Raw genomic sequence first — 19,351 nt, 5'->3', positions numbered from 1 at the left:
CAGCGAAACATTCCCCACAATTTCAACAAGTGAAAGGTGTTGTTGGGATCAATTTTTTGTCCTAAGACAAAAGCGACAATTTGCTCTTCTTGCGTATCTGTGAGCTTCTCCTGCAAAATAGCAGTAGCCGATTTAACAAGCTTCCGCACTTTAAGGCGGTCCTGCAAATCATTTTTCGTAACATCGCCAAGAAGCTCGCGAATCCGATCTTTCATAACTGGGTTTTTCAGTTTAAGTTTGATGCGTTCGACCAGTTGCGGCCGAATGCCGTACTTTTGGTAACTCACCGACTAGGCACCTCCATCCGGCAATCCAATCCTATCGTTAAACTATATGCCGCAGGAAAGAAATAGTTGCCTAGTCCAGCTGTTCTCCTTGAAAAATTTGGTCCTTCTGCAATACGCTTCGCACTCTTGCATAGGCTGCATCGACCCAGAAATCTTCCCGCGCCGTTAAATCAGCCGCATCATCACGCGCTTCCTCCATCAACTCATAGTCGCTAACCATATCCGCTAGTCGGAACTCCGGCAACCCGCTCTGCTTCGTGCCAAAAAAGTCTCCTGGACCTCGCAGCTCCAAATCTCGCCGCGAAACTTCAAAGCCGTCATCCGTATCCGTCATAACCTTCATACGCTCACGACCCGTTTCCGATTTTGGATCAGCGACTAGTATACAATGGGATTGATGCGCACCTCTCCCTACCCGGCCGCGAAGCTGATGAAGCTGTGACAAGCCGAAGCGTTCAGCATCCATAATAACCATCAAAGTTGCATTCGGCACATCAACCCCGACCTCAACTACTGTAGTAGCTACGAGCACATGTGTTTCGTTTGCCCCAAAAGCGCTCATTACACTATCCTTCTCTGAGGCAGACAGCCGTCCGTGCAGCAAACCTACCTGTAGATCAGGAAACGCTTGCTGCATTTGTATAAACAGATCAATCGCATTTTGAACATCAAGCTTCTCCGACTCTTCAATCAAAGGACATATCACATAGGCTTGACGGCCTTGGCTTACTTCCTTACGAATAAACCCGAGCACACGCTCCATCATTCCATGCTTTACCCAATAGGTCTTTATGGGCTTGCGTCCATGTGGCCGCTCCCGCAGCGTCGATACGTCCATGTCGCCGAAAGCTGTAATGGCGAGCGTTCTTGGAATAGGTGTCGCAGTCATCGTAAGCACATCGGGATTCATTCCTTTATGACGCAGTACACTCCGTTGATTAACGCCGAAGCGATGCTGCTCATCAACGACAACTAGTCCCAAACTGCGAAAATAAACATCATCCTGAATGAGTGCGTGCGTGCCGACCACAATATCAATGAGTCCCATCTGCAAGCCGGCAAGAACATCGCGGCGCTTACGCTCCGTCAAGCTTCCAGTCAATACGCCAACCTCGATGTCCATACCTGCAAACATTTTTTGCAAGGACCGCATATGCTGATCCGATAAAATTTCAGTTGGCACCATAAGCGCTCCTTGATGCCCGGCCTTGACTGCGCCGTACAATGCAATAGCAGCGACAACTGTTTTCCCCGAACCGACATCTCCCTGCAGCAAGCGATTCATACAGGAAGGTCTGCGCATATCCGTCAATATCTCATTAACGACCTTCTTCTGCGCATCCGTGAGCTCAAAAGGAAGCGTGGCAGCAAACTGACGAATCGTTTCACTTTCGATCCGGTGTGAAATCCCGTCATTCCGTTTGCGGTTCAACGCCCGATAGGCTTGAAGCTTTAATTGAAATAGAAACAGTTCTTCGTATACAAGCCGCTTTCGAGCTAATAATCCTTCTTGCGTATCGTCCGGTAGATGGATCCGGTGTACCGCATCACGCCTAGCCATAAGATCATGCTGCTGTACGAGATAATGCGGTAGCACTTCTTCAATCATCGAACCGTATTGCGTCAGCGCCTGTCGCACCATCTTTCGCATCCACGGCTGCGTTATGCTTCCGCCAACCGAGTAGACGGGCTGCAGCGTTCCCGTCTTAGCCGCATTGCTAGAGCCTGGAAACTCAGAATCCGACACAGTAAGCTGCAGCCGCTGCTGCTCCCATTTCCCGGTCAGCATAATTTCACGGCCAGGAACAAGCTGATCCTGCAAAAACTGTCTATTGAACCATACTGCAGTTACAAGCCAGCTCTCTACTTCCACTTTGCAGGTCAGTCTTGACTTGGTTCGGCCGTAACGCTGCAGCACAGGAGCTCCACGAACAGTTCCGAGCACAGTGATCTTCTCGCCTTCTTTGACATCAGCAAGCTCACGAATCCGGTAATCCTCATAACGAAATGGAAAATAATCAAGCAAATCAGCGATGGTATGCACACCAAAGGCGTGAAGCTCTTGTTCCTTAGGAGCACTCACGCCTTTGATTTGCCGAACGGAAATTTGGTCCAGTGTCATCATATTATCCTTCACACCCTGTTCATGAACACAGCGGAAGTACCTGGACCAGTATGCGTACCAATGACAGCTCCGAGAGTAGTCCAGCCGACTGATTGCACATTGAAGTTGGTTTTTATTAGCTCATAAAGCTCTTCCGCTGAATCTTTGCGATAGCTCCACGCCATCGTAATGTTAACCGGCTCGTCACCAAAATCCTGCTTCAATAGATCAACAATACGCGCCATCGCTTTTTTTGAGCCGCGTACTTTATCAACCGCAAGCACGACACCATCAGAATCAAGCGACAAAATCGGCTTTATATTTAAAATAGAACCAATAAGTGCAGATGCTTTGCCAATACGACCGCCTTTTTGTAAAAATTCCAATGTATCCACTAGGAAATATAGCTCTGTACCACGTTCTAAGCGTTCGACCTCCGCAAGTATGCTTTCCATTGATTCGCCCGCAGCCGCCATTTCAGCCGCCTTCACGACACGCATACCAATGCCATACGACGCCGACTTGGAATCAATAATCGTAATATCCGATTTTTGCTCAAGCATAGACTCAGCTATAACTGCCGATTGATAGGTACCGCTCAGCGCTGCTGACAAATGAATCGATAGGATTGGCGATTCTGAATCCTCAGCCAGTAATCGTTCGTATACATCCGAGAACTCTGCCGGCGAAGGCTGTGAGGTCGTAGGAAGCATTGCAGAGCTTGCAAGCTTCTCATAAAACTGTTCAGACTGAATCGTTACAAAATCCAGAAAAGTCTCTTCCCCAAACAGCACTTTAAGCGGCACCATGGTGATACTCAAACGTTCTCTGACCTCTAGTGGAATATCAGATGTACTATCTGTAACTATTCGGACCTTCCCCACATTCAATCCCTCCCTACTTTAAAACGATTCTAAATTATTCAATAGCAAACAAATAAGGATAAAGCGGTTGTCCGCCATTTTGTACTTCAAGCTCAAGCTCTGGATATTGCTCTGCGACCCACTCGAGTAACGACGCTGTCTCTGTCGCATCAGCATCTTCTCCGGTAAGTAACGTCAACAAATCTCCGCCTGCTTCCATCATGCTGCTTAGAAGCGTCTGACATGTTTTTAATAAACTGGCATCCGAAACGACAATCGCCTTTTCTTTAATGCCTATATAGTCGCCTTCACGAATACTCACGCCTTCAATAGTCGTGTCCCGTACAGCTATTGTCACTTGACCTGATAGTACTTGCTCAGCCGCACTCTTCATCCAAGCAGCATTGCGTTCAGCCGTTTCCTCTTCCTTAAAAGCGAGTACAGCCGCAAGACCCTGCGGAATATTTCTCGTTGGAATAACGGTAACGTTGCGTTCGCTAAGCTCTGCCGCTTGTTCAGCAGCCAAAATGATATTACCATTATTCGGAAGTATGTATATATGCTCCGCAGATAACGCCTCTATCGCCTTCACAAAATCCTCTGTGCTAGGATTCATCGTCTGACCGCCAGACAATACCGTATCCACTTCATTTTCAAGAAAAATATCAACGATACCTTCGCCTAATGCAACAGCAATAATGCCATAAGGCGCCCATTCAAATACTTGTMCTGGAGGTAAACCCTGTAAGGCTTGACCAGCAAGCAGCTCAGCTGCATAGAAATCTACTGAACTCACATCTATAGATTCTTGTTCAAGCAAATCACGATGCTGCTCCCGCATATTCAATATATGAATATCAGTCAACTCGCCATATGGAAGAGAAAAGTTAAGAACATCTCCCGGCTTACGTGAGTGTACATGAACCTTAATAATGTCATCCTCTGCAATAACAAGTATAGAATCGCCGTCTTTTCCTAACGCCCTCTTGTAAGCGGATTCATCGAAAAACGGTCCTGTATTTCCATTTAATTTACGATTGATAAAAAATTCCATATCGTATAAAAATTCAATTTCTTGCGTAGATAAGCGAGATTGTGCCGAGACAGGCTCCTGCTTTCGGATTACCGGACTTGAGCTCGGTACTGCGACCTCTTCTGGAGCTGCTGCTTCAGAAGGCATTGCATAATGACCTTGCAAGCCATCCACGTCATTTTCAGAGAGACTGCGTACGAAGCCTTCATAAATGAAGACTAAACCTTGTCCACCAGAATCAACAACACCTACTTGCTTAAGTATTGGCAAGAGGTCAGGCGTTCGCTGCAGCGCTTCATAGGACTTCTTATGCACCTCTCGCATCAACTCTACGACATCTGTCGTTCTGCGAGCATACTGAACGGCGTGCTTAGCAGCTTCTTTGGCTACGGTTAGTATTGTTCCTTCTACCGGTTTCACAACTGCTTTATAAGCCATATCAACCCCATGCTGCAATGCTGCGGCTAGCTGGGTTGTCCCAGCCTCTTCAACGCCTGCAAGCGACCTGGAGAAGCCACGGAATAGCTGTGACAATATAACACCAGAGTTTCCTCGCGCACCCATTAAAAGTCCTTTTGATAATGCTTCAGCCGCTTTGCCCATATTTTCAGATGGTTTGCTTCGCAGCTCGCGTACACCAGATGTCATCGTTAAGTTCATGTTAGTACCTGTGTCTCCATCAGGCACGGGGAATACATTCAATGAATTAACGTATTCAGCGTTACGCTGTAAAAGGTCCGCACCGAGTAACGCCATTGCCGTAAAATCTGATCCGTTTAAAGAGCGCTTACTCAATGACAATTCTCCTTTCCATTAATTGGATACCCTTACGTCTTGAACAAATATATGGACTTCTTCCACTTGTAGACCAATAACGTCATTGAGGACATACTTAACCTTTGATTGAATGTTATGTGCTACTTCGGAAATTTTTGTTCCATAGCTCACGATGATGTAAAGGTCAATATACAACTTCTCATTTTCCCGCCGAACTTCTACGCCGCGCGTCAAATTATCTCGCCCCAGCAATTCCGCGATTCCGTCCTTTAACTGCTTACGTGAAGCCATTCCGACAAGTCCATAACAATCCATGGCTGCAGAGCCTGCAATAACTGCAATGCAATTGTCTGTAACGTGAATGGAACCAAGTTCTGTGTTAAGCTGCATAGGCATGGAAAATACACTCCCTTACTTGTATGTATTATGGACTAATTATCATTGTACTATAAACCTCTCCGTTATAGAAGTCCTTCAAATTTTCGATGCTTGCATGCCATTTATCAACAACGGCTTACTATGGGTTCCGTATATTTAGGTTGAACAGTACAGTAGTTTATGATACGATATTCAAGTGTGTTTAAATGTAATTTCGCTTACGAACAATGTTTTGCCTACGCAAACCTAAGCGATTGCTTACAAAGTTAGTTTTGCATACGCAAAACAATGCAGATGCTTACGATGTTCGTATTGCATTCGCGAAACTTTAAGGAGGTGTATCCATGTCCCGCAAATGTTTTCTTACAGGTAAATCACCTGGTTCAGGTAACAACGTTTCTCACGCTAACAACAAAACACGTCGTTCTTGGGGCGTAAACGTGCAAAAGGTTCGCATTTTGGTTGACGGTAAACCAAAACGTGTTTATGTCAGCACTCGCGCACTCAAAGCAGGTAAAGTTACCCGCGTATAATGATGATGGCTTCGGCCATAGACAAAAGCACCTGAGCTCTCAGGTGCTTTTTTTTGCTTTCTCATGATCACGGCTTTAGGATGAAGATGGTGACATGCACCGGATCTAACTTTTTTGGAAGGTATTTAAAATAGCCTTTACGAACCCGCCCAAAAATCTAGGCAGTTTGATTGTGTAAAATTTCATGCCTCATCCCTCCTCAGACACGCTCATCGATTCGACCCGTGACAAGAACTTCGCTCATGTAACCATCCTATGCGCCGCAAGTTCGTCCTATTCCATCGTGAGCGCCCAAAGAAGCTCTGTTAAGCACCGGCAGCAGGCAGTGGAAGATCCTTAATATAAATAATTGCAGCCACAACTACGGTTATTAATAAGAAGAAAACAACTCCTAATACAAAAAACGTAATCCGTAGTCCCAGTGTCTCATATCTGCGAAAAAAACGTATACCTAAATACAACGCTAGTAACGAAAACAAGTATCGGTACATTTCTTCAATTTGAGTAAAAAGGGCGAGCATCAAGCCCGCCAGAAAAGTATAGCCTACTACCCAAAACGTTGTTTTTAATTTTTCATTCATCTTTTCAGCTCCTACCGTAGGCCTGCAATTGCAGCTGCACGATCTTTTTCCCCGAACACCGCATTGCCTGCAACAAGCACATTGGCTCCTGCTTCGCGTACAAGCGGCGCTGTTACTTGATTGACCCCGCCATCCACCTGAATATGTACGGCATGCAAACCGCGTTCCTCGAGCATAGCGCTGATCTGGCGCAGCTTGACTAACGAATAAGGAATAAAGGATTGTCCGCCAAATCCCGGATTAACGGTCATGATGAGCACGAGATCTAAATCATGTAATATAGGCTCCAGCAAAGCAACAGATGTTCCCGGATTAATGGCTACCCCTACAGGCAGCCCCTTTTCCTTAATGAAATGTACAGTACGATGCAGATGCACGCATGCTTCTGCATGGATCGTTATCCGGTCTGCGCCCGCTGCAATGTAGTCAGCAATCGATAGCTCTGGGCGTTCGATCATAAGATGAACGTCGAAGGGTAATGTAGTTGCTGAACGCACCGCGGCAATTACTGGAGGACCGAATGTTAGGTTTGGAACAAAATGACCATCCATAACATCAATATGAATCCAATCTGCTCCAGCCGTTTCTATTTCTTTAATCTCTTCGCCCAGTCGTGCGAAATTAGCAGATAATATAGAAGGTGCAATAATAGTCATAGTTGTTAGTACCTCCTCTTTTTATCCTTCATCTCTGCCATAAAAAGCATGTAATGATCATGCCGGCTTTGCTCGATCTCACCTTTGGCAAGCGCATCAAGTATGGCACAGCCTGGCTCTTGTGTATGTGTACAGCCGCGAAATTTACAATCCGGCGATAGCTTTCGCATTTCCACAAAACAGTAGCCCAAATCCTCGATACCTAGCTCCGTAAAATCTAGCTGGCTAAATCCTGGCGTATCCGCTACTAGTCCGCCGCCAATGTCGATAAGCTCGACATGACGAGTCGTATGCTTCCCTCGACCCAGTCTATTGCTAATCTCATTCGTCTCAAGCTGCAGACCGGGTACTATCGCATTTAACAGCGAAGACTTACCCACACCCGATTGTCCGGCAAATACCGCTAAATGGCCTTTAAGCCGCTCCAGCAAAGGTCCAATCCCTTCACCAAGTCGCGAACTTGTTCCGAATACCTCATAGCCGAGAGCTTGGTAGATACGGTTAACAGAAGCAGCTGCAATTTGCGCTTCTTCCGTCCCAAGTCCATCGCTCTCTAAGTCCTGCTTGCTAAGACAGAGCACCGCAGGAATACCCGCATGCTCAATATGAACAAGAAACTTATCAAGGAGCTGCAAATTAAGTGCAGGCTCCGTGACGGAGAACACAAGAATCGCTAAATCGATATTAGCTACAGGTGGACGTATCAKCTCAGAAGATCTAGGCAGCAGCTCCTCCACCGTTCCTTCACCGTTCTCCGTTAAGCTGTAAAGAACAATATCTCCGACAAGAGGAGATAAGCCTTTGTTCTTAAATACGCCGCGGGCTCGGCATTGAACAGTTACAGAATCATGCGCAGAATCCATCTCACGCACATAATAGTAACCGCTGAGCGCTTTGACGATCGTTCCTCTCAAAAAACTATTGCGGCTGTTGTTCTTGTTGCTGTTGTTCTTGCTGTTGCTCTTTGTCTGGTTCATCAGTAGTCTCGTTAACCTCCCCTTGTACGGGTTGTTCTGTTGGCGGTACCCCTTCACCTGGGATGGTCAAGTTTGATGAATTGGAACCATTAATAAGCTCATCATACGTAATGGTTTTCGTGTCGATATATTGTTTATCCCGAGTGACCGTTACGCTTGCTTCAGTATCTGGTGAGAGTACTACGGTAACCGGGATCGTTGTTTCCCTATCAATTTGACGCTTGCCCCACACAATATCCTCACCGCGCGCATCTGAATACTTAATAACAACTTCACTCTTCTTACCTGCTTGCGCTGGACTAATAATGATGTTAAACACATGCTCCTTCGCATCGGCAGGCGGTCCTGAGCTTACGATGATTGATATTGGAGCTCCTTTTTCTACTTGCTCGTCCGGTTCGTACGGGTCTTGTTTAATGATATGACCTTCCGGATGCAAGTAACTTGGTGCATACAAAATATCTTTTTTATTCAGCTTAAGATCAAACGCTCGAATCAAATCCTGGGCCACATCAAGGCTTTTACCAATTAAATCAGGCATAGGAAATGTTTCTTGGCCTTGGCTGACCGTAAACGTAAATTGTACCGTCTCCGGATCAAACTCCTCGCCCGCATTAGGCGTCTGCTTGAGAATCGTATCCTTCTCCTGCTCGTCAAACACAGTGACTATTTCGATTTGCTCCTCTTTAATACCCAATGCACCTAGCTCATCAATTACCGATGGCAGCGACTTTCCTACGTAATTTTCCAGCATCACAAGTTCTGGACCATTGCTGACTGTTAGTTTTATGGAAGAGCCTTCCTTGACTCGCATATTCAGTTTTGTTTGTTCATACACCTGATCCTTTGGAATATCCTTTTGATGCTCGCGAGTAACTGGTTCCTCTACCGTTAATCCGGCAGCTGCAATCCTTTGTCGAGCGACCTCTAATGTATCACCGACAACGGATGGCACCTCCACTTCAGCTACATCAATTTCACCTAACAACCAGAAGAATCCTCCAATAATAAGACTCAAGATAAGTAGAGTTACGCCGACGATCGTAAGCGGCTTCTTCCAGCTCTTTGCCTTCGGGGCTTCTTCCTTCTTTTTCACGTCGATATTCGAGGTATCCGTTAGATCTCCTCCTCGCCCACTCGGTGTTACCGGTATGAGCTCCCCGCGAATAGCAGGCATGACTCGTGTCTCATCTAGATCACTATCACTGCCAAATGTCATTTTCGGTTCATTAAGCCGATCAGGACGCAAGCAGGTATCCAAGTCAATTTGCATATCATGGGCTGAGTTGTATCGTTCGCTAGGATTTTTCCGCATTGCTTTAAGTATAACGTTCTCTACGCTTTGCGGAATATGAGGATTAGCGATTCTTGGCTCCTCGAACGGCTCTTGCAAATGCTTTAGCGCTACACTAATTGGGCTTTCTCCGAGAAACGGAAGTTTAGCCGTAAGCATTTGATAAAGCACGATTCCAAGCGAATAGAGATCCGACTTTTCGCCTGTGTTGACACCCTTAGCATGCTCAGGTGAAAAATAATGAACAGAGCCGATAACCGATCCAGTTTGAGTAATAGTGGAGGATGTAACTGCGCGAGCAATTCCGAAATCAGTCACTTTTACCCGTCCATTTTTGCCAATAAGAATATTATGAGGCTTTATGTCGCGATGAATAATATGATTTTGATGCGCGTGTTCGAGTGCATCACTTATTTGCATAGCAATACGCACCGCTTCTTCTGCTTGCAACGGCGCACGTTCTTGTATGATTTCATTTAAGTTATTGCCTTCAACATATTCCATTACAATATAATGTGTTTCATCTTCCTGTCCCACATCATAAATGCTGACGACATTTGGATGTGAGAGTGAAGCAGCAGATTGTGCCTCACGGCGGAAACGTCGAATAAATTCTTCATCGTGAACAAACTGCTGACGCAGCACTTTGACTGCGACATTGCGGTTTAGTAAAACATCATGCGCTTTATATACAAGCGCCATCCCACCGCCGCCGATTCGAGTCATTATTTCATATCGTCCGCTTAATTCGTGTCCGATCATCTTTGTCACTCCTCTCGATGCGTGCCATTTGCTTCTTGCAGCAGAACGACCGTAATATTGTCGTCCCCACCTGCATGCAACGCAAGCTGAATGAGATGATCTGCCTTAGCCTCTAGTTCTAGCTGTTCTGTAGTGACCGTTTGCAGCATTTGCTCCTCACTCACCATGTTCGTCAAACCATCGCTGCATAGCAGTAAAACATCCTGCGGTGACCACTCTATAGTCTGAATGTCGATATCTACATGGGAATCAGTGCCCACTGCGCGAGTCAGTACGTTGCGACGCGGATGATGGATGGCCTCTTCTGCACTAAGCTGTCCAGATTTAACCAACTCATTAACAAGCGTATGATCATGAGTCAACTGAGTAATAACGCCTTCAGTAATTTTGTAGGCTCTACTGTCTCCAACATGACCAATAATGGCGTTATCTTTCTTTAACAGCGCTGCCACGATAGTTGTGCCCATATTATGATAGCGCTCATTGCGAGATGCCATCTCAAACACAACTTCATTCGCCTGCGAAATCGCTTGACGAATAAGCATTTTGCCTTCTTGCAGCGATAAATCTGCTTTCGCTGCGCTATGTTCCAGCATACTGCGGAATGCATCCACAGCAAGCTGGCTCGCAACGTCCCCTGCTTGATGCCCCCCCATACCATCAGCTACAATGGCAAGGATTATACCGTTATTCAATTGCCCAACCCATGATTGATCTTCATTCACTTGACGAACCCGTCCTATATCACTGCGGTTTGCCGTTAACAAGCGTCATCACCTCGTCGTGGACTCCATATGTTTAGCTCTTAATTGACCGCAGGCTGCCGCAATATCATGTCCTTGCTCTCTGCGAATTGTTACACTTACGTTATTGTTCTCCAACACACGCTGGAATTCAAAAATATCTTCACGAGGTGTTCGAACATATTTACGCTCAGGTACATGGTTAACTGGTATTAAATTGACATGACACAGCATTCCCTGCAGTACTTCAGCCAGTTCTTGCGCATGCTCAGGACGATCATTAACGCCGCCAATCAAAGCATATTCAAACGTAATTCTACGGCCTGTCTTAGCAATGTAATGATGACAAGCTGCCATTACATCCTCAAATGGGAAGCGGCGATTAACCGGCATCAACTTCGAACGAAGCGCGTCATTTGGAGCATGGATTGACAGCGCCAGACCGATTTGTGTGTTTTCATCTGCAAATTTATACATGCTCGGCACGATACCGCTAGTCGAAACAGTAATATGCCGCTGCCCAATATTCAAGCCCTTCTCATGAATCATGATCCGAAGGAATGCCATCGTTGCATCGTAATTCTCGAAAGGCTCTCCTGAGCCCATGATAACGATACTAGAAACGCGCTCTCCGGTTGCATCAAGCATTTGCTGTGCAGTAACTACTTGAGCAACAATCTCGCCAGCAGTAAGATTTCTCTTCAAGCCGCCAAGTGTCGAAGCACAGAACGTACAGCCGATTCGGCAGCCGACCTGTGTAGTTACACAAACGCTGTTGCCATAATTGTGACGCATAATAACAGTCTCGATCGCATGGTCATCATGCAGCCCGAATAAAAACTTCACTGTGCCGTCCTTCGATTCAAACTTCGTGATCTCACTCAACGTAATAATCATGAATTGCTCTTCGAGCTTGTCACGCAACGTTTTTGGTAAGTTCGACATATCCTCGAAGCTTTTTACCCGTTTCACATACAGCCAGTCAAAGAGTTGTGCTGCGCGAAACACAGGCTCACTGTTTTCTTTCATCCATTCTTGAAGCTGATCTAGCTTATAGTCATATATACACGATTTCATATCATCACACCTGTACCTTTATAGTAGGGCAGCTTCCGCTATTCGCGCACCGCCATCGATTTATTTTACCACAAACGCCCATGCAGAGCCATAAGCTGCATTATGGGCGCTTAATCATACGCGCAATGTAGAAACCATCACTGTCAAAATGCTGAGGTAGCAGCTGTGCTTGTCCATTAAAATGCTCGTCAATTGCGCCAACTTTTTTCAATTGATCGAGAATGGCCTCCGGCCAATTGCTGTCTAACTCAAACTCAGGATGCTCTTGCAAAAACCGTGATACTTGCTGCTCATTTTCACTTTGTTCCATCGTACATGTACTGTAAACAAGTATACCGCCTGGACGAACTAAGTCGCATACGCCATTTAACAAACGCTGCTGCACAGCGGCTATATCCGATACGTCTCCTGCAGTTTTCGTCCATTTAATTTCCGGTTTCCGTCGAATTACTCCAAACCCGGAGCATGGTGCATCGAGCAGTACAGCATCCATCGACTCCGGCGCGAAACGTTCAGTGAGCTTCAGTGCATCCTCAGTAATCGCTTCTACGTTGCGAAGCTTTAGTCTCTCTGTCTGCATCACGACAAGATCGCGCTTATGAGCGTGCAAATCATTCGCCCAAAGCTTGCCCTTGCCGCCCATCAACTCCGCCAGATGAGTGCTTTTKCCGCCGGGAGCAGCGCAGCAATCCAGCACCTTCATACCCGGCTGCGGTGCAACGACCTCAGCAACAAGCATTGAACTCTCATCCTGCATCGTCCACTGGCCTTCACGGAAGCCTTCTGTATCTGCCAAATTACCTCCACGAGTTACGACGATGCCTGCTGGTGCTAGGACAGATGCTTCCGCCTCATATCCTGCTTCCCGCAGTTGTTCGATTACAGCCTCACGACTATTAATCAAAGTATTCACTCGAATACTTGTGTGAGGCTGTTCATTGCCAGCCGCACATATAGCTTCTGTAGTCTGAACGCCATAAGTGTCCACCCAGCGGCTTACCAGCCACTCTGGATAAGAATGGCGCAGAGCGATTTCAACAATTGGATTTGGATTCGTTATTTGCGCCGCTTGCAGCTCGGCCCGTGATCTGTCAATACTCCGCAGCACGCCGTTCACCATACCTGAAATACCGGAATGTCCGCGCTTCTTCGCGATTGTAACCGCTTCGTTGACCGCTGCATGCGCAGGTATACGATCCAAATAAAGCAGCTGATACGCACTCATTCTCAGCAGTTGATGTACCCAGGGCTCAAGCTTATGTAAACCCTTAGAGACAAAGCGACTTAGATAATAATCTAAAGTTGCTTGACGCTGAATCGTACCATACACGATTTCGGTCACAAGACCGGCATCTGCGCGCTGCAGCTGTGCTTCCTGTAAAGTGCGGTTAAGCTGCAAGTTGCTATAAGCACCTGTTTGCGCAACTTTGACCAATGTATCCATAGCAAGCTCTCTCGGTGATTTCACCTTACGAGGCGTCTGTTGCTGCTGTGCTTGACCTCCGCCGTTTGACGAACGATTTTGCTGCTTCGGTCTTGGTCTTGACTTATTCCCGTTACGACTTGGCTTATTTACACTGCTTTCCGTCATAACGCACCCCCATCGCCAAATACAGTACCCTTTTCTAACCGAGCACCCATCAGCCATTCTGCTGCCGTCATCGTACGTTTGCCGGCAGGCTGAATGTTTTTCAAAATAAGTAATCCAGCGCCTGTCTGAACTATAATGCCACTGTTGTCAGCCGCGACAACCGTTCCTGGAACAACATTCGCTTTGCCTTTGTCATCCTCAGATGGAACGGCACAAGCCCATATTTTAAATACCTCACCGTTCAGATAGGTGAACGCGCCAGCCATCGGGGATAGTCCTCGTACTTGATTAAATATAGCGCGCGCAGACTTGCTCCAATCGACTCGTTCATCTTCTCGATTCAAATTAGGCGCGTAAGTAGCCTGATCATCCTGTTGAGGAATGGATTTAACTTCACCCGCAATAATCGATGGAAGCGTTGCTCCTAGAAGCTCAGCTCCAGCAAGGCTTAGCTTCTCGAACATCGATCCCGACGTATCCTCGTCGGTTATCGGAAGTTCAATAACGCTGATCATATCGCCAGTATCCAATCCTTCTGCCATATACATAATGGTAACGCCCGTCGAATGCTCACCGTTAATAATGGAACGCTGAATCGGAGCACCTCCGCGATATTTGGGAAGCAAAGAGCCATGCACATTAATGCAACCAAGCATCGGGAGCTCAAGCACGTCCTTTGGCAATATTTGACCATAAGCCGCGGTAACGATTAAATCTGGCTTCAACTCCGCCAACGTGGCAACTGCCTCCGCACTGCGCATACGTTCAGGTTGCAGGACAGGCAGTCCGAACGACAACGCCGCTTCCTTTACAGGCGGCGGCGTCAACGTTTTTTTGCGACCCTTAGGCCGATCCGGTTGTGTTACAACAGCGACAACATCATAGTTCTGCTCAAGCAGCAACTTTAAAGAGGGAACGGCAAATTCCGGCGTTCCCATAAACACAATACGCATGAAGCTATTCGCCGCCTTTTCTCGGTCTTTCCGAAATGTCATACACGCTTTCAGCTAAATCCGTAAATAAAATACCATTCAAATGATCAATCTCATGCTGGAATGCACGAGCAAAATAGCCTGTTGCTTCAATTTTAAACGGAAGACCACTGCTGTTCTGGCCCTTAACAACAATCCGTTCAGAACGGAGCACATCTCCATTCAAATTCGGAATACTAAGACAACCCTCTGGACCAAGCTGCTCGCCATCCTGCTCGATGATCTCTGGGTTCACCATTTCGACTAAGCCATTTTCGTCCCCTACGTCAACGACGATTACACGCTTGGATATACCGATCTGTGGCGCAGCAAGACCAACGCCCTCCGCATCATACATCGTATCTGCCATATCCTTCAGCAGCTTTTGCAAATTGGAGTTAAACTTCGTTACTTCTTTCGCTTCTTCCCTTAAAACGGGATCTGGATCTTTCACTATTATACGGATACTCATTGTATTCCCTTCCTTTACAATCATTAAAATAGTAATAGCTATTTATAATATAACTTGCGGATCTACGTCAATACTGAACTGTACCTGCCGCTGCGGCGGACCGTCCGTGAACGGCCGAAGTGCCACTCGAACAAACGATGACGCATCGATGTTCCCACGATATTTTATCACACATTGAAAACGGTAGCGATCTTTCATTCTAGAAATAGGGGATGCAACTGGTCCGAGCACCTCTAAAGCCCTGCTTAAACCACTGCTGAGGGGTACAAGTACACCTTCCGATTCTGCCAGCTCTCGCAACTCTTTCGCAAAGCTTTCACTAACGGAGGAAAGCAGAGGAAGCTGCTCATGAGACATCGTTATAAGAATAAGTCTGCAATAAGGCGGATAACCCATTACACTGCGATGCCTAAGCTCTTCATAGACAAAAGCTGCATAATCATGCTGCTGAGCTGTCATCACCGCATAATGCTCTGGAGCATAGGTTTGCACGACAACCTCTCCTGGCAAATGGTGTCGCCCCGCACGTCCAGCTACCTGTGTAAGGAGTTGAAAGGTTCGTTCAGCCGCACGAAAATCCGGTAAATTAAGTGACGTATCAGCAGCGATAACGCCTACTAATGTAACATATGGAAAATCGAGCCCTTTCGCTACCATTTGGGTACCCAGCAGCACATCTGCTTTACGATCCCCGAACTGTTTGAGCAGCTTCTCATGTGAATTTTTCTCTGTTGTTGTATCTACATCCATTCGAATGACGCGAATGCCTGGAAACAGCTTGGCCAATTCCTCTTCGACACGTTGAGTTCCCGTTCCAAAGTAACGGATATGCTCGCTCTCACAAGATGGACACGCCGTTGGCGCCTGTTCAGCATGTCCACAGTAGTGGCAGCGCAGTGCCCTTGTTTTCTGATGATAGGTGAGCGAAATATCACAATGTGGACAAGCTGCCGTATAACCACAGGAACGGCACATGACAAAAGTGGAATAACCGCGCCGATTGAGGAGTAGAACCGACTGCTCGCCCCGCTCCAACCTCTCAGCAAGCGATTGATGAAGCAAGCGGCTAAACATCGAGCGATTGCCCTCTTTCAGCTCTTCTCTCATATCTATAACGGTTACTGGTGGAAGCGGTCTGCCTCCTACCCTCTCAGGCATTGGTAAGAGTGCAGATTCACGCCCTTGATCACGAGCGGATAATGGACGGCTGGCTGCCGCATATGACTCCAGCGACGGTGTTGCCGAACCCAAAACGACAGCCGCTCCGTGCTGCTTCGCTCTTCTCACCGCAACATCACGCGCATGGTATTTCGGGCTCTCTTCCTGCTTATAGGATGATTCATGCTCTTCATCAATAATAACAAGACCAATACGCTCGAATGGTGCAAAAATAGCCGAACGTGCTCCAATTGCCACCTGTACCTGACGGCTGCGAATTTTACGCCATTCGTCATAGCGCTCTCCATTCGAAAGCCTGCTGTGCAACACGGCAACCGCATCTCCGAATCTTCCTTTAAAACGCTCAACCATTTGTGGGGTTAATGAAATTTCAGGCACAAGCACTATAGCCTGCTTATCTTGCTCCAAGCAAAATTGAATCGACTGCAAATAAACCTCGGTTTTGCCGCTGCCTGTCACGCCGTGCAGCAGCATCGTTTCCGGCTCACCTGCGTCAACCGCCCTTACTATTCGTTCGTACACGATCTGCTGGCCTTCCATTAGCGGCAATGGCTTCGTCCGCTCGAACTCACGTCCCGCATAAGGATCCCGCTGCTGCTCCACTTCTCGCAGGATTAGCAGACCTTTCTCAGCGAGCGAACGTACACTCGCGGCCGACCCGCCAGCCCCTGCAAGCAATGCCTGCAGCTGCAGCGGCCCGCCATGCTCTAGCATATAAGCTAGTACGTCACGCTGCTTAGCAGCTCGTGAAGGCAGAGCCTCCATTGCGATGCGAGTCGCAGCTATGTCATTAGGCAAAAATACAGTGAGTACCTTGCGAATAGCCAGCCGATCACGTATTGAGGTTTGTTCCACAAGGACACCTTCGCGAAGTGCTGCCTTCACCGCCTTTGCACTCTCAGGAAAACGCTGAAGCAGCGTTTCAAGCTTTACCAATTCACCTTTTGAACGCAACCATTCCAACATTTCTGCTGAAAGATCCTCTTCTGCTGCTTCTTCGTCTAGAATGCTGATTAGACGCTCAGCTTTTCCCTTCAATGCTGCAGGTATCATCGCCTGAAGCGCTGTTGTCCATGAACAGCAATACTTCTCACTCATCCACTTTGCCAATTCAATCATATYCGGCAAAAACGGCGGTACGGAGTCTAGAAGTTCCGACACAGGCTTTAATCTTTTCGGATCAATATCCGCGGTTTCAGCAAGTTGAGTGACGATGCCTTGAAGCACACGACCGCCAAAAGGAACGCCTACTCGGCTTCCTACCTCTATCCAATCCTCCATTGCTGYAGGTACCTCATAATCAAACGGCCGATCTGTTTGGCGGCTCGGCACGTCGACAATTACTTTTGCGATCATGCTTTGTCTCCTCCGGAGGAAGCAAGACGCTCTGCAATCACATTCATAATACGATTTGCCACCTCACGCTTAGACAATAAAGGCAACGACTCTACAAGACCCTCTGCCCCAAAAATCTGAACGATGTTCGTATCGCCGTTAAAACCAGCGCCCTCCGCGCTTACATCGTTTGCGATAATAAGATCGCATCGCTTTCTGCGCAGCTTATCCATCGCATAAAATGCCACTTTCTCCGTTTCGGCAGCAAAGCCAACGAGAAATTGATGCTGCTTCCGTTCACCTAGCGTCTCCAAAATATCCGTCGTTCGCTCTAGCTCCAAAACGAGCCGCTCTCCACTCTTTTTGAGCTTCTGATCGCTGATGTCCACCGCTCGATAATCGGCCACGGCAGCGGATTTCACGACAATGTCCGATTCCTCGAATCTGCTCGTGACCGCTTCAAGCATTTGCTGAGCAGATTCGACCCGGATGATACGAATACCAGCAGGCGGCGATACAAACGTACGTCCCGCAACAACCATGACATCAGCACCCATCAGCATTGCAGCTTCCGCAATAGCGAAGCCCATTTTGCCAGAGGAATCATTCGTCAAATAACGGACAGGGTCGAGACGTTCCATCGTCCCCCCAGCTGTTACTAATACCTGCTTCCCCTTCAATTTCGCGCTTCGAGCAAACCATGATTCGATCGCAATCATAATTTCCTCAGGCTCTGCAAGTCGCCCCTTGGCAACGTATCCACAGGCCAGTTGTCCCGTTCCCGGTTCTACAAACATTACACCGCGCGCTGCTAGCAGCTCCAAATTATGCACAACAGCCGGATGCTCATACATATGCACATTCATCGCTGGAGCAATTAGTACCGGACTAGTCGCTGCAAGCATCGTCGTACTAAGCATATCGTCCGMATGACCACCGGCAAGCTTTGCTAACACATTTGCGGTAGCAGGTGCAATAACGATTAAATCTGCACTGTCTGCCAAATGAATATGAGAAACGACCGCTGGATCTCGCTCATCGAATGTATCAATATGGACCGGGTTACGCGACAAAATCTGTAAGGTTAGCGGAGTAATAAATTTCGTGGCCGAATCCGTCATAATGACATGAACATTCGCACCCGCCTGCACCAGCTTGCTGCATAACGCCGCTCCCTTGTAGGCTGCGATTCCGCCTGTAATTCCAAGAACAATCGTTTTCCCTTGTATCATGATGTATCTCCCCGTCCAAAAACTGCTTCTCCCGAAATGATGTCATCTTCGGTTTGTTAAATTATTTATTTATTTGTATTTGTAATCCATAATCATAATCATTCTGATTCGTACTTCGCCTTCTTACGTATGGGACCTTCTTCACCAATCCATTCGGTCTCTTAAGTGCCTGATTTGAGCTACATGATGTTTACCATGCCACGAAACATAGCCCAAAAAATAAGACAATTTGATTTGACTTCCCTTCCCGGGATGATAAAACATCTTGTCAAAATCAGACTGTGACATGGCACGCAGCAGCATCACCCAACGTGAATAAATGCCTTCCACCATTGCCACGCTTAAATCTGGCGAGGCGTGCAAGCTGTCTGCCGTATTCGCCCAAAGCTCTTCATCAAAAGGCTTAATCGTTGGATTCGGCTCTGTCAGCGCAAGCTTAAAGCGCGAGAAGCTGTTCATCGCAGCATCTGCGATGTGATGCACGACCTGCCGCACAGTCCATCCAC

Annotated in this window: 19 protein-coding genes; 1 reads left to right on the top strand and 18 read right to left on the bottom strand. The window is 47.1% G+C overall.

All coding sequences use genetic code 11. From position 1 onward, the window contains the following. From AC1DWN_RS13090 to AC1DWN_RS13070, 5 genes are all read right to left on the bottom strand, one after another. On the bottom strand, positions 1 to 287 hold a 287-nt coding region (locus tag AC1DWN_RS13090; RefSeq protein WP_477559335.1), incomplete at its 3' end, for a stage VI sporulation protein F. A 70-nt stretch (positions 288 to 357) separates the two neighbouring features. Further along, positions 358 to 2,409, bottom strand: a complete 2,052-nt coding sequence (gene recG, locus AC1DWN_RS13085; protein ID WP_477559338.1) for an ATP-dependent DNA helicase RecG — start codon at positions 2,407 to 2,409, stop codon at positions 358 to 360. Between the two features lie 11 nt (positions 2,410 to 2,420). After that, positions 2,421 to 3,275, bottom strand: a complete 855-nt coding sequence (locus tag AC1DWN_RS13080; RefSeq protein WP_477559334.1) for a DegV family protein — start codon at positions 3,273 to 3,275, stop codon at positions 2,421 to 2,423. Positions 3,276 to 3,309: 34 nt separating this feature from the next. Then, entirely contained in the window at positions 3,310 to 5,043 is a 1,734-nt protein-coding gene (locus AC1DWN_RS13075; RefSeq protein ID WP_477559337.1) for a DAK2 domain-containing protein, read from the bottom strand. Positions 5,044 to 5,100: 57 nt separating this feature from the next. Further along, entirely contained in the window at positions 5,101 to 5,460 is a 360-nt protein-coding gene (locus AC1DWN_RS13070; protein ID WP_477559333.1) for an Asp23/Gls24 family envelope stress response protein, read from the bottom strand. 326 nt (positions 5,461 to 5,786) lie between these two features. On the opposite strand from AC1DWN_RS13070, the gene rpmB reads away from it, so the two are divergent. Next, on the top strand, positions 5,787 to 5,975 hold the full coding sequence (rpmB, locus tag AC1DWN_RS13065) for a 50S ribosomal protein L28 (protein WP_475812755.1): 189 nt from the start codon (positions 5,787 to 5,789) through the stop codon (positions 5,973 to 5,975). Between the two features lie 105 nt (positions 5,976 to 6,080). Here the strand turns inward: rpmB and spoVM are convergent, their stop codons facing one another. The 13 genes from spoVM to AC1DWN_RS13000 form a co-directional block, all read right to left on the bottom strand. After that, entirely contained in the window at positions 6,081 to 6,161 is an 81-nt protein-coding gene (gene spoVM / locus AC1DWN_RS13060) for a stage V sporulation protein SpoVM (RefSeq protein ID WP_014282289.1), read from the bottom strand. Between the two features lie 119 nt (positions 6,162 to 6,280). Beyond that, complete coding sequence (locus AC1DWN_RS13055; protein WP_477559332.1) at positions 6,281 to 6,556, bottom strand: hypothetical protein; 276 nt, start codon at positions 6,554 to 6,556, stop codon at positions 6,281 to 6,283. 11 nt (positions 6,557 to 6,567) lie between these two features. Further along, positions 6,568 to 7,212, bottom strand: coding sequence for a ribulose-phosphate 3-epimerase (gene rpe, locus AC1DWN_RS13050; protein ID WP_477559331.1), 645 nt, complete (start codon positions 7,210 to 7,212; stop codon positions 6,568 to 6,570). A gap of 5 nt (positions 7,213 to 7,217) precedes the next feature. After that, complete coding sequence (gene rsgA / locus AC1DWN_RS13045; RefSeq protein ID WP_477559330.1) at positions 7,218 to 8,189, bottom strand: ribosome small subunit-dependent GTPase A; 972 nt, start codon at positions 8,187 to 8,189, stop codon at positions 7,218 to 7,220. Beyond that, positions 8,131 to 10,245 (bottom strand): Stk1 family PASTA domain-containing Ser/Thr kinase, encoded by a 2,115-nt coding sequence (gene pknB / locus AC1DWN_RS13040; RefSeq protein WP_477559329.1) that lies wholly within the window; start codon positions 10,243 to 10,245, stop codon positions 8,131 to 8,133. The genes rsgA and pknB overlap by 59 nt, the downstream gene beginning before the upstream one ends. Before the next feature lie 5 nt (positions 10,246 to 10,250). After that, on the bottom strand, positions 10,251 to 11,012 hold the full coding sequence (locus AC1DWN_RS13035) for a Stp1/IreP family PP2C-type Ser/Thr phosphatase (RefSeq protein ID WP_477559328.1): 762 nt from the start codon (positions 11,010 to 11,012) through the stop codon (positions 10,251 to 10,253). A 6-nt stretch (positions 11,013 to 11,018) separates the two neighbouring features. Next, positions 11,019 to 12,065 carry a dual-specificity RNA methyltransferase RlmN gene (rlmN, locus tag AC1DWN_RS13030; protein WP_477559327.1) on the bottom strand — a complete coding sequence of 349 codons (1,047 nt, stop codon included), beginning with the start codon at positions 12,063 to 12,065 and terminating at the stop codon, positions 11,019 to 11,021. 100 nt (positions 12,066 to 12,165) lie between these two features. Next, a complete protein-coding gene (gene rsmB / locus AC1DWN_RS13025; protein ID WP_477559326.1) occupies positions 12,166 to 13,656 on the bottom strand; it encodes a 16S rRNA (cytosine(967)-C(5))-methyltransferase RsmB in 1,491 nt (496 codons plus the stop codon). Beyond that, entirely contained in the window at positions 13,653 to 14,609 is a 957-nt protein-coding gene (gene fmt, locus AC1DWN_RS13020) for a methionyl-tRNA formyltransferase (protein WP_477559336.1), read from the bottom strand. Before fmt ends, rsmB begins: the two co-directional genes overlap by 4 nt. Positions 14,610 to 14,613: 4 nt before the next feature. Next, a complete protein-coding gene (gene def / locus AC1DWN_RS13015) occupies positions 14,614 to 15,099 on the bottom strand; it encodes a peptide deformylase (protein WP_477559325.1) in 486 nt (161 codons plus the stop codon). A 42-nt stretch (positions 15,100 to 15,141) separates the two neighbouring features. Beyond that, positions 15,142 to 17,634 carry a primosomal protein N' gene (gene priA / locus AC1DWN_RS13010; RefSeq protein ID WP_477559324.1) on the bottom strand — a complete coding sequence of 831 codons (2,493 nt, stop codon included), beginning with the start codon at positions 17,632 to 17,634 and terminating at the stop codon, positions 15,142 to 15,144. Then, positions 17,631 to 18,845 (bottom strand): bifunctional phosphopantothenoylcysteine decarboxylase/phosphopantothenate--cysteine ligase CoaBC, encoded by a 1,215-nt coding sequence (gene coaBC, locus AC1DWN_RS13005; RefSeq protein WP_477559323.1) that lies wholly within the window; start codon positions 18,843 to 18,845, stop codon positions 17,631 to 17,633. Before coaBC ends, priA begins: the two co-directional genes overlap by 4 nt. A 141-nt stretch (positions 18,846 to 18,986) precedes the next feature. Beyond that, positions 18,987 to 19,351, bottom strand: a 365-nt coding sequence (locus AC1DWN_RS13000; RefSeq protein ID WP_477559322.1) for a YfiT family bacillithiol transferase, incomplete at its 5' end; no start/stop codon positions are given.

The sequence above is a fragment of the Paenibacillus sp. P4_A7 genome, from assembly GCF_056402455.1.
The sequence above is the reverse complement of the archived record's forward strand: the minus strand, read 5'-3'. Positions and strand labels throughout refer to the sequence as shown.

Excerpts from the sequence above, each read along its gene's own strand:
- recG (WP_477559338.1), bottom strand. The coding sequence starts at position 2,409 with ATGACACTGGACCAAATTTCCGTTCGGCAAATCAAAGGCGTGAGTGCT.
- AC1DWN_RS13070 (WP_477559333.1), bottom strand. The coding sequence starts at position 5,460 with ATGCCTATGCAGCTTAACACAGAACTTGGTTCCATTCACGTTACAGAC.
- rpmB (WP_475812755.1), top strand. The coding sequence starts at position 5,787 with ATGTCCCGCAAATGTTTTCTTACAGGTAAATCACCTGGTTCAGGTAAC.
- spoVM (WP_014282289.1), bottom strand. The coding sequence starts at position 6,161 with ATGAAATTTTACACAATCAAACTGCCTAGATTTTTGGGCGGGTTCGTA.
- AC1DWN_RS13055 (WP_477559332.1), bottom strand. The coding sequence starts at position 6,556 with ATGAATGAAAAATTAAAAACAACGTTTTGGGTAGTAGGCTATACTTTT.
- rpe (WP_477559331.1), bottom strand. The coding sequence starts at position 7,212 with ATGACTATTATTGCACCTTCTATATTATCTGCTAATTTCGCACGACTG.
- pknB (WP_477559329.1), bottom strand. The coding sequence starts at position 10,245 with ATGATCGGACACGAATTAAGCGGACGATATGAAATAATGACTCGAATC.
- rlmN (WP_477559327.1), bottom strand. The coding sequence starts at position 12,065 with ATGAAATCGTGTATATATGACTATAAGCTAGATCAGCTTCAAGAATGG.
- fmt (WP_477559336.1), bottom strand. The coding sequence starts at position 14,609 with ATGCGTATTGTGTTTATGGGAACGCCGGAATTTGCCGTTCCCTCTTTA.
- def (WP_477559325.1), bottom strand. The coding sequence starts at position 15,099 with ATGAGTATCCGTATAATAGTGAAAGATCCAGATCCCGTTTTAAGGGAA.